This is a genomic window from Sphingomonas sp. BL-S-29, assembly GCF_055521495.1.
In genome coordinates this window covers 4,018,992-4,033,535 of sequence record NZ_CM145482.1, presented here as the reverse complement: position 1 = coordinate 4,033,535, position 14,544 = coordinate 4,018,992, and the positions used below count along the sequence as shown (strand labels likewise).

At 67.8% G+C, this 14,544-nt stretch carries 15 protein-coding genes; 2 read left to right on the top strand and 13 right to left on the bottom strand.

From position 1 onward, the window contains the following. Positions 1-167 precede the first annotated feature (167 nt). The 13 genes from ACZ1I2_RS19100 to ACZ1I2_RS19040 all read right to left on the bottom strand — a co-directional run bounded on the left by ACZ1I2_RS19100 (position 168) and on the right by ACZ1I2_RS19040 (position 12,980). Complete coding sequence (locus tag ACZ1I2_RS19100) at positions 168-1,169, bottom strand: NADPH:quinone oxidoreductase family protein (RefSeq protein ID WP_465176194.1); 1,002 nt, start codon at positions 1,167-1,169, stop codon at positions 168-170. Next, entirely contained in the window at positions 1,132-1,761 is a 630-nt protein-coding gene (gene leuD / locus ACZ1I2_RS19095) for a 3-isopropylmalate dehydratase small subunit (protein ID WP_465172609.1), read from the bottom strand. Before leuD ends, ACZ1I2_RS19100 begins: the two co-directional genes overlap by 38 nt. Before the next feature lie 106 nt (positions 1,762-1,867). Next, positions 1,868-3,310, bottom strand: a complete 1,443-nt coding sequence (gene leuC, locus ACZ1I2_RS19090) for a 3-isopropylmalate dehydratase large subunit (RefSeq protein ID WP_465176195.1) — start codon at positions 3,308-3,310, stop codon at positions 1,868-1,870. A 69-nt stretch (positions 3,311-3,379) separates the two neighbouring features. After that, positions 3,380-4,534 carry an alpha-hydroxy acid oxidase gene (locus tag ACZ1I2_RS19085; RefSeq protein ID WP_465176196.1) on the bottom strand — a complete coding sequence of 385 codons (1,155 nt, stop codon included), beginning with the start codon at positions 4,532-4,534 and terminating at the stop codon, positions 3,380-3,382. Further along, on the bottom strand, positions 4,519-5,199 hold the full coding sequence (locus ACZ1I2_RS19080; protein ID WP_465176197.1) for a Fe2+-dependent dioxygenase: 681 nt from the start codon (positions 5,197-5,199) through the stop codon (positions 4,519-4,521). Before ACZ1I2_RS19080 ends, ACZ1I2_RS19085 begins: the two co-directional genes overlap by 16 nt. Positions 5,200-5,383: 184 nt before the next feature. Beyond that, positions 5,384-5,914, bottom strand: coding sequence for a DUF5681 domain-containing protein (locus tag ACZ1I2_RS19075; protein WP_465176198.1), 531 nt, complete (start codon positions 5,912-5,914; stop codon positions 5,384-5,386). 291 nt (positions 5,915-6,205) lie between these two features. Beyond that, a complete protein-coding gene (locus ACZ1I2_RS19070; protein ID WP_465176199.1) occupies positions 6,206-7,039 on the bottom strand; it encodes a c-type cytochrome in 834 nt (277 codons plus the stop codon). Between the two features lie 93 nt (positions 7,040-7,132). Next, positions 7,133-8,095, bottom strand: a complete 963-nt coding sequence (locus ACZ1I2_RS19065) for an NAD-dependent epimerase/dehydratase family protein (protein WP_465176200.1) — start codon at positions 8,093-8,095, stop codon at positions 7,133-7,135. Beyond that, positions 8,096-9,538 carry a S41 family peptidase gene (locus tag ACZ1I2_RS19060; RefSeq protein ID WP_465176201.1) on the bottom strand — a complete coding sequence of 481 codons (1,443 nt, stop codon included), beginning with the start codon at positions 9,536-9,538 and terminating at the stop codon, positions 8,096-8,098. Between the two features lie 177 nt (positions 9,539-9,715). Further along, positions 9,716-10,600, bottom strand: coding sequence for an alpha/beta hydrolase (locus ACZ1I2_RS19055; protein ID WP_465176202.1), 885 nt, complete (start codon positions 10,598-10,600; stop codon positions 9,716-9,718). Further along, positions 10,600-11,235, bottom strand: a complete 636-nt coding sequence (locus ACZ1I2_RS19050) for a 3-oxoacid CoA-transferase subunit B (RefSeq protein WP_465172618.1) — start codon at positions 11,233-11,235, stop codon at positions 10,600-10,602. Before ACZ1I2_RS19050 ends, ACZ1I2_RS19055 begins: the two co-directional genes overlap by 1 nt. Positions 11,236-11,238: 3 nt before the next feature. Then, on the bottom strand, positions 11,239-12,000 hold the full coding sequence (locus ACZ1I2_RS19045) for an HAD family acid phosphatase (protein WP_465176203.1): 762 nt from the start codon (positions 11,998-12,000) through the stop codon (positions 11,239-11,241). Positions 12,001-12,272: 272 nt separating this feature from the next. Next, entirely contained in the window at positions 12,273-12,980 is a 708-nt protein-coding gene (locus ACZ1I2_RS19040) for a CoA transferase subunit A (RefSeq protein ID WP_465176204.1), read from the bottom strand. A gap of 215 nt (positions 12,981-13,195) precedes the next feature. Here ACZ1I2_RS19040 and ACZ1I2_RS19035 point away from each other — a divergent pair, with 215 nt between their 5' ends. Both ACZ1I2_RS19035 and ACZ1I2_RS19030 read left to right on the top strand, forming a co-directional pair. Further along, entirely contained in the window at positions 13,196-13,630 is a 435-nt protein-coding gene (locus ACZ1I2_RS19035) for a hypothetical protein (RefSeq protein WP_465176205.1), read from the top strand. Positions 13,631-13,632: 2 nt separating this feature from the next. Next, on the top strand, positions 13,633-14,544 hold the full coding sequence (locus ACZ1I2_RS19030) for a glycoside hydrolase family 25 protein (RefSeq protein WP_465176206.1): 912 nt from the start codon (positions 13,633-13,635) through the stop codon (positions 14,542-14,544).

Genomic DNA, 14,544 nt, shown 5'->3' with positions numbered 1-14,544 from the left:
TATGACGCAACCGCGCAACGGCATGTGAAATCCTCCCCGGAACGGGGAGGGGGACCGCCCGCTTCTTCAGCGGGTGGTGGAGGGGCTTGGAGCGCGGGGCGATCGTTCCGCGCTCCAAGCCCCTCCACCACTTCGTGGTCCCCCTCCCCGTGCCGGGGAGGAATGACTTACTCCGCCACCGTCACCACCAGTTTCCCGATCGCCCCGCGCGCCGCCATCTTCGCGATCGCCTTGCCGCCATCCTCGAACGCGAAGGTTTCGGTGACGCGGGGCGCGATGCGGCCGTCCTTCCACAGGCGGAACAGCCGCTCGATATGCGCCTGGTTGGCCTTGGGGTCGCGCGCGGCAAAGGCACCCCAGAACACCCCGCACACGTCGCAGCTCTTCAACAGGGTCAGGTTGAGCGGCAGCTTGGGGATGCCCGCCGGGAAGCCGACGACCAGATAGCGCCCCTCCCAGGCGATCGAGCGCAGCGCCGGCTCGGCATAGTCGCCGCCGACCGGATCGTAGATCACATCGGCGCCGCCCGGGCCGAGCGCTGCCTTGAACTGCTCGGCGAGCGCCTTGGATTGATCCTTGTCGAACGGTGCGCGGGGATAGACCAGCGCGACATCGGCGCCCGCTTCCCGGGCGACCGCGGCCTTTTCCTCGGACGACACCGCCGCCACGACGCGCGCGCCGAACGCCTTGCCCAGCTCGATCGCGGCCAGTCCGACGCCGCCGGCGGCTCCCAGCACCAGCAACGTATTGCCCTCGACCAGATGCCCGCGGTCGAGCAGCGCATGGATGGTGGTGGCATAGGTCAGCAGCAGCGAGGCGCCCTCGGCAAAACTGCGGCCTTCGGGCAGGCGGTAGAGCCGGACCGCATCGACCGCGATCTTCTCGACCAGGCCGCCCGATCCCGTGGTGGCGATCACCCGGTCGCCCACCGCCCAGCCGGTCACGCCGTCGCCGACACTGTCGATCACGCCGGAAATCTCGCTGCCCGGCGCGAACGGCCGGGGCGGCTTGAACTGATATTTGTCCTCGATGATCAGGACGTCGGGATAGTTGATCGAGCAGGCCTTGACCGCGACCACCACCTGGCCGGCTCCGGCCACGGGGTCCGGCACCTCGTCGATGACGAGGGTGTCAGGGCCGCCCGGCGCCTTCGACAACAGTGCCCGCATAGGATCGTCCTCCGCTCATCCACGGCCGGTGCTCGTTGACGCCGGACTCGTATTTCGAAATCGCGGTATCCCTTGCCAGCGTAAGCCCGATCTCGTCCAGCCCCTCCATGAGGCACTGGCGGCGGAAGGCGTCGAGCTCGAACGGAAAGCGATCCTGGTACGGTGTGGTGACCGTCATCGTCTCGAGATCGATCGTCACCGGATCGGTCGCCGCGACCTCGACCAGCCGGTCGACCGCCTCCTGCGGTAGAACCACGGGTACGATGCCGTTCTTGAAGGCATTGCCGGAGAAGATGTCGGAGAAGCTCGGCGCGATCACCGCGACGATGCCCATGTCGGCGAGCGCCCAGGCGGCATGCTCGCGGCTCGATCCGCAGCCGAAATTGTCGCCCGCGATCAGGATCGGGCTGCCGGCATAGCGCGGATCGTCGAAGATATTGCCCGGCTGCGCGCGCACCGTCTCGAACGCACCCTTGCCGAGCCCCTCGCGCGTCACCGTCTTAAGCCAGTGCGCCGGGATGATGACGTCGGTATCGATGTTCTTCGCGCCCCATGGATAGGCGCGGCCGGAGACCTGGCTGATCGCTTTCATTACCGGACCGCGATCGTTCCGTCGGCCGGTTTCGTCCTGGCCGTCGCGGCATAGGCGGCGATGCCGCTCAGCACGGTGCCCAGGATCAGCAGCACAAGCGCCTTCTTCATGGTCTCGACCCTCCCATCAGGTCGCGGACGTCGCTCAACCGCCCGGTGACAGCCGCTGCTGCCGCCATCGCGGGTGAAACCAGATGCGTCCGTGCTCCTGGCCCCTGACGCCCTACGAAATTCCGATTCGAAGTGGAAGCGCAGCGTTCGCCCGGCGGCACTTTATCCGGATTCATCGCGAGGCACATGGAACAGCCCGGCTCGCGCCATTCGAACCCTGCGTCGACGAAGATGCGGTCGAGTCCTTCGGCCTCGGCCTGGCGCTTGACCAGGCCCGATCCGGGCACGACCAGCGCCCGCACGCCGTCCGCGACATGGCGGCCGTTCGCGACCGAGGCCGCGGCGCGCAGATCCTCGATCCGGCTGTTGGTGCAGCTGCCGATAAAGACGTGCTCGACCGGCACGTCCTGCATCGCGGTGCCCGGCGTCAGGCCCATATAGTCGAGCGACTTGCGCGCGGCGGCGCGCTTGGCGGGGTCGGCGAAGCTGTCGGGATCGGGCACCACGCCGGTGATCGCCACCACGTCCTCCGGGCTCGTCCCCCAGGTCAGCGATGGCGCGATATCGGTCGCGTCGAGGCGCACGGTACGATCATAGGTCGCGGCGGGGTCGCTCCGCAGCGACGTCCACCAGGCCACCGCCTTGTCCCAGTCCGCGCCGGCGGGCGCCATCGGACGGCCCTTCAGATAGGCGAACGTGGTCTCGTCCGGCGCGATCAGCCCGGCGCGCGCGCCGCCCTCGATCGACATGTTGGCGACGGTCAGCCGGCCCTCGACCGACATGGCGCGGATCACTTCGCCGGTATATTCCAGGACATGGCCGGTGCCGCCGGCCGCGCCGATCCTGCCGATGATCGCCAGGATCACGTCCTTGGGGCTGACGCCGAAGCCGAGCGACCCGTCGACGCGGATTTCCATCGTCTTCGACTGAGTCAGCAACAGGGTCTGGGTCGCGAGCACATGCTCGACCTCGCTGGTGCCGATGCCGAACGCCAGCGCCCCCATCGCGCCATGCGCCGAGGTGTGGCTGTCGCCGCAGACCAGGGTGGTGCCGGGCAGGGTGAAGCCCTGTTCCGGCCCGACGACATGGACGATGCCCTGCTCGGGCGCGACCGCGTCGATATAGTCGATGCCGAACTCGGCGGTGTTGCGCTCCAGCGCGTCGAGCTGCGCCGCGCTCTCGGCATCGGCGATCGGCAAGCGCTTGCCCGCCGCGTCGAGCCGCGCCGTCGTCGGCAGGTTGTGATCGGGCACCGCCAGGGTCAGATCGGGCCGGCGCACCTTGCGGCCGCCCGCGCGAAGGCCGGCAAAGGCCTGCGGGCTGGTGACCTCATGGACGAGGTGGCGGTCGATATAGATCAGGCAGGTGCCGTCATCGCGCCGTTCGACGACATGAGCGGCCCAGATCTTTTCGTACAAGGTGAGCGGACGGGAAGCCATGCGGCGGCATCTAGCCCTTTCTTGCGCGCGATCAAGCGCGCGCGGCATTTAGTTACGCATAGCCTGGGTTCACACGCGCGAGCTCGCCGCGGCCTGGGCGTGCGGGAGCAACAGGACGTTCTTGTCCAGATCGTCCACCGTCCGGCACCCCAGCTGCGCCATGACAAGCTCCAGCTCGGCCCGCAGGATATGCAGCATATGCGCGACGCCTGCCATTCCGGCGACGGCAAGCGCGTGCATCTGCGGGCGACCGATCAGGACCGCGGCAGCGCCCAGCGCGAGCGCCTTGGCGATGTCGGTCCCGCCGCGCACGCCGCCATCGAGCAGCAACGGAACCTTGCCACCGACCGCATCGATTATGCCGGGCATCACGTCGAGTGGCGACGGAAGGCCATCGAGCACCCGCCCGCCGTGATTGGAGATGATCAGCCCGTCCGCGCCCGCCGCGACGGCCAGGCGCGCATCGTCCGCCGCCAGCACGCCCTTGACGATCAGGGGAAGGCTGGTCAGCGACCGCAGCCACGCCAGATCCGCCCATCCCGGTGCCGCGTCGACGAGCGGCGTCCCGAACAGGATGCGGCCCTGCGGCATGCTCGTCTGGCGCAGGCCCGGCATGCCGCGGAGATTGGCGGCTTCCACGCCGGCGGGAAGGGTGAAGTCGGAGCGCTTGATCGACGCATCGACGGTGAGCACGATCGCGTCATACCCCGCAGCTTCGGCCCGCCGTACCAGGTCGGTCGTCCAGCTACGGTCTTCCTGAAGATAGAGCTGGAACCAGAGTGGTGCCGGATCGCTGCCCAGTTCCAGCGCCGCGCCTCGCCCCGCTCCGGCGATCTCTTCCAGCGTGACGCTGGACAAGGTGCTGGCGACCATGCCGATCTCCATCGCCGTCGCGGCGCGGACCGTCGCCAGTTCGCCGTCGGGATGGGCGAGGCGCTGATAGGCGAGCGGGGCGAGCAGGATCGGGGTGGCATGCGACCGCCCGAACAACTCGATCGCGGTGCTCCCGCCGGTCAGGTCCGCCAGGATGCGCGGCAACAGGCGAAGCCGGTCGAAGGCGGCGCGGTTTTCGATGAGCGTGAGTCCCGCCCCGGCGCCGCCCTGGAGATGCTCCCAGGCGGCGGGGTCGATGTGGTGACGGGCCCTCTCCTCATAATCCGCCAGGCTGCGCAGGTCGGGCGGTATCGCGGTGAGCGGCGGCAACAGGGTCATGTGATCGACCATTGGCGCAGCAGATTGTGATAGACGTTTGTCAGCCCGTCGATCGACGCATGCTCTGGGTGATCCGCGGTGAGGCGCTGAATGGCGGTGTCGAGGTCGAACAGCAATTTGCGCTGGGGATCGGGCGGCACCAGGCTCTGAGTCCAGAAGAAGGCGGCGAAGCGCGTGCCGCGCGTCACGGGCGTCACGTGGTGCAGGCTGGAGCCGGGATAGACGATCATGTCGCCGGCGGGCAGCTTCACCCGGTGCTCGCCGAACGTGTCCTCCACCACCAGCTCACCGCCGTCATAATCGTCGGGATCGCTGAAGAAGACGGTCGTCGAGACATCGGTGCGCACGCGCGTCGGCGTGCCGGGGATGGGGAAGATCGCACTGTCGACATGAGCGCCATAGGTTCCCCCGCCTTCGTAGCGGTTGAACCGCGGCGGCAGCACGCGCAGCGGCAGCGTCGCTGCGATGAACAACGGTGTCGCGGCGAGCCTTTCGAGGATCAGGTCGCCAAGCGATCGTGCGACCGGATCGTCCAGGGCCAGCTGCAGGTTGTTCTTGACCTGCGCCGCCTGATGCCCGGCGGTCCGCCGGCCATCCACCCAATCCGCCGCCTCGAGCCGCGCGCGCGCGTCGCGTGCTTCCTCGGCGGAAAACAGGCTGGGAATGTGGAGCAGCATATCGGATCCTTGCGGACACTTGGGTGGGGCCGGGCCATGGCGTCTAGCAGGATTACATCCCTGGCGATTGACGGCCATCAAGGAAAAACGGGCGGCGGGCAATCAGAAGCGGTAGCTGGCCGTCAGCAACGCCGGGCAGACATTGCCCGTCCTGCGCCCTCCGCCAATGGCGGGCGGCGCCGTCTCAGGTTTCCGCGTCCCCGTCATCCCGGATGACCACCGCACCCGACCGGCTATCGATGATGATATCCTCCGCATAATGGTCATAAGGGGGGACGTCGTCTTCACTCTCCTCCTTCCATCGGTGCAGCCGCACGGCGACTTCCTTGTCCCCGCGTTCGGCCACATTGTAGATCGCGACCTGCGCGCGCTTCTGCGCCGCCTCCGCCGCCTGCACCATCTCGGCCCAGCGCCGTTGCGCATTCAGGCTGCCCTTCAGGGCCGCCAGCCCGATCGCGCGGAATACCGCCTGGTTCATCGGCATCTCGATTTCGCTGTCGCCGTCGCATACCGTGACCAGGCCATAGGCTTCGTCCAGGATCATCTGCTGCGTCGGCTCGGCCGCGCCGCGCAGCCGGTCGCCCGGTGCGCCGGTCCGGCGCGGCCGGCCCGCGGGGTTGCCCGATTGCCCCTTGCGGAAACGATATTCGACCGGCGGCTTGCAACGCCCGATCGCATAGCCCGTCGCACCTGATTCAACCTTCCGCTTCGTCATGGCAGTTTCCCGTCGATGAATGATCGCCGGATAAAAGCCGCTTTGCGCGGACATTTGAATCGAGCCGCTGCGTCACGGCCCGGGCGTTCGCTGTTCCTGCAACGGCCATTCCCTGTTCCGCGCGGCGCTTTCCCTGTTACGGATAACAGGGAAGCGCTCTTTAAGGTACTGATATATTTATGTAATAGTTGCAACAAACCGACGTTGAAAGGGGAAAAGGTAATGCTTCCCTGTTCCTTCGCTGTTATCGGTCGATAACAGCGAAGGGGAGTGGCACTTTGGCGAGCCCGGCTATCGCGCCGGCACCTTGGCCGCTTCCGCCGTCAGATAGGCCTGGATCGCCGCGATCTCCTGATCGGTCAGCGCGTGCATCCCGGCGACCGCGACCACCCGCATCAGGCCCAGGTCGCGCTTGGAGGCGCCGACGCCGGTGCGCAGCAGGGTGCGGAACGCGGCCGGGTCATAGGCGGCGGCCATCGGCGCCAGCGCCGGCACGATCTGCTTGCCGTCATGCGAGGGCGAGGGCTCGTGCAGTTTGTGGCAGGCGGCACAGGAGATATCGACGAAATATTTGCCGGTATCCGCCGGGCGAGTCCGCACCGAGACATCCGGGAGCTGCACGCTCGGCCGCACCTTGCCGGCAAGCACCAGTCCGCGGCCGAGCGGCCCGAGACTCGTCTTCTCGCGGGAATCGGTCGGCTGCGGCTTGAGCGAGCGGATCCAGGCGATGATCCGCGCGGCGTCGTCGTCGGCCAGGTAGGTGTGCGCGTCGGTCGGCATGATGAACAACGCGCTGCCGTCGCGCCGCACGCCGTGCCGGATCGCGCGGAGCAGCTCGGCATCGCTGTAGCGCGCCGCCACCCGCGAAAAGGGCGGCGGGGCAATGGTGCCGATCATCGGGTCCTTCAGCATCACCGTGCCGCCGCCATTGGCGCCGTGGCAATCGCGGCAGCCGGTGATCTTGGCGAGCCGCGCGCCCTCGGCGATCGAGGCCGCGTCGTGCGGCACCGCGATCGGCGTCAAGGCGACGTCATAGCCGCGCCGCATCTTCCATTCCGATCCTGCGTAGAGGACCATAACCGCCAGCACGACGATCGCGACCAGCCCAAGGACGATACGCTTCACTATCCGCACGAAAAACTCCCGCTTCCTCAAAAAATCGAGCGGGGCGCCTAGGCGGAACGGAGTGTCGGTGCTGCGGTCGCGCGACTGTGGCGACTAGTTTGCGACGAAGACTTCCTTCGGCGAAACATAGTCCGCGTCATGCGCGAACGGCAGTTCCGCCTCGTCGCGCAGCGCCTCCAGCACCGCGGCGAAATCGGTCGCGCAGCGGAAACCCAGCACGCGCTCGGCAAGGCTCGCGTCATAGACCCGGTCGATCGACGGCGGCAGCTGCCACCCGCGCCGCGCATAGAGCGCCGCCGCATCGGGGTAATGCCGCGCGATCACGGCGGGCGCATCGGCCTTCAGCGCCGCCACCTCGTCCCGTGCAAACGGCGTGGGGGCGGAGACGATGAAGGTGCCGAACCCGATCTCCGGGGCGCGATCCAGCGCGACGATATGCGCCTCGGCCGCATCCTCCACGGTGAGGCGGCGGTGGAGCAGCTCGTTCGCCTTCATGTTCTCGCCCGACAGCACGAGATGCGTGTCGTCGTCTTCGGGGAAGAAGCGTGAGGTGCGCAGGATCATAACGGGCAGGCCGTGATCGGCATGGATCAGCCGGCACAATTGCTCGGCGGCGAGCTTGGTCACGCCATAGATGTTACGCGGCTCTAGCGGCGCCATCTCCTCGTCGATCCACACCGCCGTGTCGCCGCGCGCTTCGCGGATCGCGGTCGAGATCATCAGCGAGGTGGTCGAGGTGAAGACGAACCGGCTCGCGCCGCTGGCGACGGCCGCCTCGAGCAGGTGGAGCGTGCCGCTGCTGTTCACGTCGATGAAGGTCTGGTTGGGATAGCGCACGATATCCGGCTTGTGCAGCGCGCCGCCGTGAATCACCGCCTCGATCCCGCGCTCGCCGAACAGCCGGTCGATCAGCGGCCGGTCGGCGACGCTGCCGATCACATCGGTGTCGGTGCCAGGCGCCACGTCGAGCCCGGTCACCTCATGGCCGAGCGCGCGCAGCCGGGGGGCCAGGAAACGGCCGAGCCAGCCGCTCGATCCGGTCAGCAGGACACGCATTCACTTCCTCCGTTCGGGCAGGGTCGCGACCCATGCCTCCAGCGCCGCGGTATCGCGCAGATTGCCCGGAAAGACATGGACCGGGTCGAGCGGCACGTTCGATCCGCGCTTGCGGCCGCGATAGACCTTCATCGGCACTGACAGCCGCGCGACGCCGCTCGGCAGCACGTCCTGGCGCACGTCCATGTAGAGCGTGTCGGCGCTGGTCTGCTGGCCGATCTGGATCGCGCCCAGCGCCGCCCACAGATCGGCCGCGTCGAGACAGGCCGATCCGCAGCCCGAATCGGTGACGAAATAGACCGGGCCCCGCGGCGGGGCAGGCGGATCGCCGGGGACCGGCGGCTCCTTGTCCTCCGGGTCGCGCCACAGCGTCTCGCCCTTGGCATGGGCCGCCTGCATGCCGGCGATGGTGCGGTCGAACCACTTCCTGGCCTCGGGCGAGAGGATCGCCTTGCGCTGTTCGCGCGTCTCGACCAGCGACGCGATATTGGCCTCGGACGCGCGCCACTCGACCGAATCCGAGTCGATATCGAGCCCGGCGAAGCGCTGCTCGCCCCACAGGATCGCGGCGATCTGGCGCGACCAGTCGGACGATCCGCCATTGTTGCCGCGCAGGTCCAGCACGATCGCGGGCGCGGCGACCAGCGCGGCGCGATCCGCTTTCATGCCTGCGATCACGCCGGGCAGGTTGCGCCCGGCATCCGAACCGGGATCGCCGTTGAAGTCGCTGAGCCCATACCAGCGAGTCCCGTCGGCCAGGGTCCGCGCGCCGACCGGCGGGCGGATCAGCTGGCTGGCGGTCCAGAGCCGCGGCGTGAGCGCCTCGGGCGCGATGGGTTTCCAGGTGAGGCTGACCTGTTCGAGCCTGCCGCCGACCTCGAACACGCAGGTCGCCGGGCGCCTGATGAACGGGTTGCCGCGATCGACGAACAGCTCGCCGCCGCGCCACATATGGCGGGATTTCAGGAACCATCGGCCCTCGAACGCGCCGACATTCTCCGCCGCGAGCGACTCCGCCGGCATGCCGTCGCACGAGGCGAGCCGGGCGCCGAGCGGCAACGGCGCATCGTCGGCGCGCGACACCACGCGCTGCGCACCGGCCGCGTCGAAGCCGGTGAGGAATCCGGGCCATCTGGTGTCGAACTTCGGCGCCTCGCCGGTCGTGCCGAACCCCATATGCCCGTCCTCGAACGAGGCGACATAGGCCTTCATCGCATACCAATAGCCCGCGAAGTCACGCACCTGCCCGGCCCGTTTCAGCGCCAGGTCCAGGCCCTGGTCGTTGCGCTTGGCGAAGTCGGGGTCGAGCGTGTTGATCGGCCCGGGATGATTGGCCGCCGCATCGTCATGCAGTGCCTGCGCGTCCTGGCGCAACGCCTGGGACCAGTCGCGCTCGACGGGCATGGCGGCAAGCAGGAGCGGGAGAAGCGCGGCGATCAACATGGATCACCTCCTACCGCAGCGCGTATTATCGACGCAACACAGGCGACCTCTTTTGCCTTCCCCGGCGAAGGCCGGGGCCCAGTTGGGAGCGGCTGATTGTCTGGCGTTACGAGTCGTTGCCTCCACCTTCCCGACTGGGCCCCGGCCTTCCCCGGGGAGGAAGGGAAGGGGACGACCCTATTCCTTGAGCGCCGCCTCCAGGAACGCCACACTTTCCGCGAGCACCGGCGCCTTGGCGCGAAACGGTTTGGACAGCGCCATCACCACATCCTCGTGATTGAGCTCCGGATGGATGCGCAAGGTCACCGGCGCGCCGAGCGCCTTCAGCCGCGCCGCGAGATGGATGGCGTTGCGCGGCCTGACGGTGGTGTCCCTGTCGCCGGTGATCAGCAGCATCGGCGGCGCGTCGGCGCGGGCGAAACGGATCGGCTGAGTCATCGCCGGATCGGCTACGCCCATCATCGCCGCTTCGGATCGCGGCGAGGTCCAGGGATAGAAATCATAGGGCCCGCTCAGCCCGATCGCTGCCTTGACGATGCCGGGGTCGACGCCCTCCGCTTCGAGCCAGCGCCGGTCGAGCGCCAGCATCGCGACGGTATAGGCACCGGCGGAATGGCCGGCGATGGCGATCCGCCCCGGGTCGCCGCCGAAGTCGGCGACATGGTCGCGCGTCCATTTCACCGCCTCGGCGCCGTCCTGCAGAAAGGCGGGAAAGCGCACGCCCGGCACCTTGCGATAGTCGGGTACGACAACGACGAAACCGGCCTTGGCGAAGGCGCGGGCGGCAAAGGCGTACGCGCGGCGGTCGCCCTTCACCCAGCCACCGCCATACCAGAAGATCAGCACTGGCCGCTTTGCGCTGACCTTGCCGGCGGGCCGCCAGACGTCGAGCGTCTGGCCGTGCGTACCGAAGGGCAGGGCGCTGCCCGGCCGGCTCGCCCCGGTCCCGCCGCCCAGGGTGCCGTCATACAGGCTGAGCAGGCCCGGCGGGGAGACGAGCGCCACGGTCAGCCCGAGCGAGACGAGGAGGACAAGCGCGACGGCGGCGAGGGCACGCCGCATCAGGCCAGATACTGTGCCGTCGTCTTCGCCGCTACCTCATCCGCCGTCACGCCCGGCGCCGTCTCGATCAGCTTGAAAGGCGAGCTGTGATCGGGGCGCTGGAACACCGCCAGGTCGGTGATGACCATGTCGACCACATTCTTGCCGGTCAGCGGCAGAGTGCAGGCCGGGATGAACTTCGGGTCGCCATTCTTGCTGGTGTGCTCCATCACGACGATGATCTTCTTCACGCCGGCGACCAGATCCATCGCGCCGCCCATGCCCTTGATCATCTTGCCCGGGATCATCCAGTTGGCGATGTCGCCATTCTCGGCCACTTCCATCGCGCCGAGCACGGTCAGGTCGATATGCCCGCCGCGGATCATCGCGAAGCTCTGGTCCGATCCGAAATAGGCCGATTGCGGCAGCTCGCTGATCGTCTGCTTGCCGGCGTTGATCAGGTCGGGGTCGACTTCGTCGTCATAGGGGAACGGCCCGATGCCGAGCATGCCGTTCTCGGACTGAAGCGTGACGGTCACGCCTTCGGGGATATGGTTCGCCACCAGGGTCGGGATGCCGATGCCGAGATTGACGTAGAATCCGTCTTGCAGCTCGCGCGCGGCACGCGCCGCCATGTCGTCACGGGTCCAGGCCATGTCTTACTTCTCCGTCGTCGCGGGCATGGCCCAGCGTTTGTCTGCAGGAAATACGTCGTCGAACCCGCCCTTGAGGCCACTGCCATAGACGGGGTTGGGGAGCACGAACCAGCCGGCGCCCCATTTGGCCGCGATCGCCACGGCCAGGGTTGCCTCTCGGCGCGGGGCGGGCGCCAGGCCGGCATTGAACAGGTCGCTGAAATCGCCGAGCTGGTCGCCGCCCATCGCGAGCACGCAATATTTCGCGGCGATCACCGCGCGCCGGCCGTCCTTCTTGGAGCCCGTGGCGTCGTCGCCCGACAGGAACAGCGTATCGCCATGCACCGCCGGGCCGAGGCCCGCGCCGTCGATCGCGGCGGTCGTCTGCGCGGCATTGCCGGCCGAGCGGTTGGTGTTGAACACCACCGTCACGCCCAGCTTGCGCAGCGCGGTCAGCGCCTGGAGCGCGCCGGGCGTTGGCACGACCTTGTCGGCGCCGGTCTTCTCCCAGGCCTGCCAGCGCGCTTCGTCATAGGGCTGCGGGTTGGCCGCGTCGGCATATTCGAAGCCGAGGTTGAGCAGCACCGTCTCGTCCACGTCGAACACCGCGGCGAAGGGCTTCTTCGCACACGGCACGAAGCTCGGCGCGGCAAGCGTCGTGCCGGCGGCGAGAACCACGCTGTCGCGCGGCCGCCTGCGAACCTGCTGCGCGACATAACCGGTGAGGCCGCGCCACGCCTGGAGGCTGATCGCCGAGCCTTCGCCCGAGCCGTAGAGATATTGCATGCCGGGTGGGACGGTCGGGGCGGGGGGCGGTGCGGGTATCGGAGGCTGCGGTGGCGGCGCCTGAACGACCGGTTCCGGCGGGGGAGGCGCGACCCGTACCGGAGCCTCGGCATGCGCGCAGCCCGCGAGGAGCGCAGCAAGGGCCAAAATCATTCCCCTCCCGCTGGCGGGAGGGGTTAGGGGAGGGCATGTCCCCGAAAGGAGGGCGCTGTTTCGGACAGGCCCTCCCCCGACCCCTCCCGCCAGCGGGAGGGGAGAAAAAGCGCGCAACGTCACGCCGCCACCCGCTCGCGCACCGTCCTGAACTCGATCTTCTTGTCGTAAGGGCTGCCGACGATCATCCGCTTCACATAAATCCCCGGCAGATGGATGCAGTCCGGATCGAGCGACCCGACCGGCACGACTTCCTCCACCTCGGCGACGCAGATCTTGCCCGCGGTCGCCATCGGCGCGTTGAAGTTGCGCGCGGTCTTGCGGAAGATCAAATTGCCGCTCTCGTCCGCCTTCCAGCCCTTGATGATCGCCAGGTCGGCCCGGATGCCGCGTTCCAGGATATATTCCTGCCCGTCGAAGACCTTCACTTCCTTGCCCTCGGCCACCTGGGTGCCGACGCCGGTCTTGGTGTAGAAGCCGGGAATACCCGCGCCGCCCGCGCGGCAGCGCTCGGCCAAAGTGCCCTGGGGACAGAATTCCACCTCGAGCTCGCCCGCCAGATATTGCCGCTCGAACTCCTTGTTCTCGCCGACATAGGAGGAGATCATCTTCTTCACCTGGCGCGTGCGGAGCAGCTTGCCCAGGCCCTCGCCATCGACACCGGCATTGTTGCTGGCGATGGTCAGCTCTTTCGTGCCCGCATCGCGGATCGCGTCGATCAGCCGCTCGGGAATGCCGCACAGACCGAACCCGCCCGCGCAGATCGTCATGCCGTCGAACAGGATACCCTCGAGCGCTGCCGCTGCATCGGGATAGAGCTTCTTCATCGCCATGATCTCCTAGACATGTTTGGCGCGCATAAGCCATCGGCACGCGCCCCGGTCAATCGGGCGGTTGTTGCAAGCGCAGTTGCAGGAAATGCACGCAGTCGATTCAACCCGGCGCGCCAGCGATATAGTCGAATCGAGCCTAGTTGCGCTTGTTGGGGTTGCCCGATTCCTCAAGCATGGGGTGAGCCACACCGTTGGAAGGAGAGGGGCCGATGTCCGCCACACTTGATGCGGTTAGCTGGTTGCAGGTCATCGGACTTGGCGGCGCGATGGGAATGCTCGGGCAGGGCATCCGCGCGATCGTCGGCATCAAGAAGCTGAACGATGCCGCCAGCGGCACCACGGCCACCACCGGCGACATGATCCAGCCGAGCCGGGTCCTGATATCGTTCGGCATCGGATTTATCGCGGGCGCGCTCGCGGCGGTGAGCCTGGTCACCGATCTCGCTCATATCAGCGCGCAACAGATCTTCATGCTGATGGCGGCGGGCTATTCGGGCGCCGATTTCGTCGAAGGCTTCATGTCGCGCGAGACCGTCGCCGTAACGATCGCCACGACACCGCCGGCCTATACGCCGCCGATCCCTGCGCCACCGCCGCCATCCGCTACAGTGACGGCGACTGCAGCCGATGGCTCAGTGGGCTGATCATGGTCGCGCAGATCCTCGTCACCGGGCAGGTGCAGACCACCTCCCTCGTCAACCTCCGCCAGGGCGCGCCATCGACCACCGCGCCGGTGCTGCGCAAGGCGCAACCCGGCACCATACTCGCCGTCTCCGCGATCGTCGCCGGCGATTCGGTCGAAGGCAATCCGCTCTGGTACAAGATCGCCGAGGATGCCTTTGCCTGGAGCGGGGGCTGCGGTCCGTTCAAGGCGGGGCCTGCGCCCGTCACCGTGCCGCAGACCGGCACGCCGGTCACGCCCGCCCCCGCGATTCCGTTCCCGCCGGCGGTGCCGCTGGTGCTGGACATCTATCACGGCGATGTGGTGACCAGCTTTCCCCAGGCCTTTGCGGCCGGGGTGCGCGGCATCATCCACAAGGTGACGACGGGGGGCACCGGGCGCGACTCGCTGTATGACGACCGCCGCCCCGCGGCGCTCGCGGCGGGCATGTTGTGGGGCGCCTATCACTGGGGCACCGCCGCGCCGGCCAAGCAGCAGGTCGAGAATTTCCTCGGCTGGGCCAAGCCCGATGACAAGACGCTGGTCGCGCTCGATTACGAGCGCACCAACGGCAACCAGATGACGCTGGATATCGCGCGCGAATTCCTCACCCTGATCGAGCAGAAGCTCGGCCGGAAAGCGGTGATCTATAGCGGGGAGCTGGCCAAGGCCGATCTCGGCACCCGCGTCGACCCGTTTTTCGGCGCGCACCGGCTATGGCTCGCGCAATATGGCCCGACCGCGGTCGTGCAGAAAAGCTGGGCGACCTATTGGCTGTGGCAATATGCCGAGAAGGTCGCGAACATCCCGGGCATCCCCGGCAATGGGATCGGCGCGCTCGATCTCGATCACTTCAACGGCACCGCCGCGCAGCTCGCGGCGCAATGGGCGGGCTGA

What these genes read in the sequence shown, in the direction of transcription:
- ACZ1I2_RS19075 (WP_465176198.1), bottom strand. Translation starts at nt 5,914, where the DNA reads ATGACGAAGCGGAAGGTTGAATCAGGTGCGACGGGCTATGCGATCGGG.
- ACZ1I2_RS19065 (WP_465176200.1), bottom strand. Translation starts at nt 8,095, where the DNA reads ATGCGTGTCCTGCTGACCGGATCGAGCGGCTGGCTCGGCCGTTTCCTG.
- ACZ1I2_RS19040 (WP_465176204.1), bottom strand. Translation starts at nt 12,980, where the DNA reads ATGAAGAAGCTCTATCCCGATGCAGCGGCAGCGCTCGAGGGTATCCTG.
- ACZ1I2_RS19030 (WP_465176206.1), top strand. Translation starts at nt 13,633, where the DNA reads ATGGTCGCGCAGATCCTCGTCACCGGGCAGGTGCAGACCACCTCCCTC.
- ACZ1I2_RS19080 (WP_465176197.1), bottom strand. Translation starts at nt 5,199, where the DNA reads ATGCTGCTCCACATTCCCAGCCTGTTTTCCGCCGAGGAAGCACGCGAC.
- ACZ1I2_RS19050 (WP_465172618.1), bottom strand. Translation starts at nt 11,235, where the DNA reads ATGGCCTGGACCCGTGACGACATGGCGGCGCGTGCCGCGCGCGAGCTG.
- ACZ1I2_RS19100 (WP_465176194.1), bottom strand. Translation starts at nt 1,169, where the DNA reads ATGCGGGCACTGTTGTCGAAGGCGCCGGGCGGCCCTGACACCCTCGTC.
- leuC (WP_465176195.1), bottom strand. Translation starts at nt 3,310, where the DNA reads ATGGCTTCCCGTCCGCTCACCTTGTACGAAAAGATCTGGGCCGCTCAT.
- ACZ1I2_RS19035 (WP_465176205.1), top strand. Translation starts at nt 13,196, where the DNA reads ATGTCCGCCACACTTGATGCGGTTAGCTGGTTGCAGGTCATCGGACTT.
- leuD (WP_465172609.1), bottom strand. Translation starts at nt 1,761, where the DNA reads ATGAAAGCGATCAGCCAGGTCTCCGGCCGCGCCTATCCATGGGGCGCG.
- ACZ1I2_RS19060 (WP_465176201.1), bottom strand. Translation starts at nt 9,538, where the DNA reads ATGTTGATCGCCGCGCTTCTCCCGCTCCTGCTTGCCGCCATGCCCGTC.
- ACZ1I2_RS19085 (WP_465176196.1), bottom strand. Translation starts at nt 4,534, where the DNA reads ATGGTCGATCACATGACCCTGTTGCCGCCGCTCACCGCGATACCGCCC.
- ACZ1I2_RS19045 (WP_465176203.1), bottom strand. Translation starts at nt 12,000, where the DNA reads ATGCAATATCTCTACGGCTCGGGCGAAGGCTCGGCGATCAGCCTCCAG.
- ACZ1I2_RS19055 (WP_465176202.1), bottom strand. Translation starts at nt 10,600, where the DNA reads ATGCGGCGTGCCCTCGCCGCCGTCGCGCTTGTCCTCCTCGTCTCGCTC.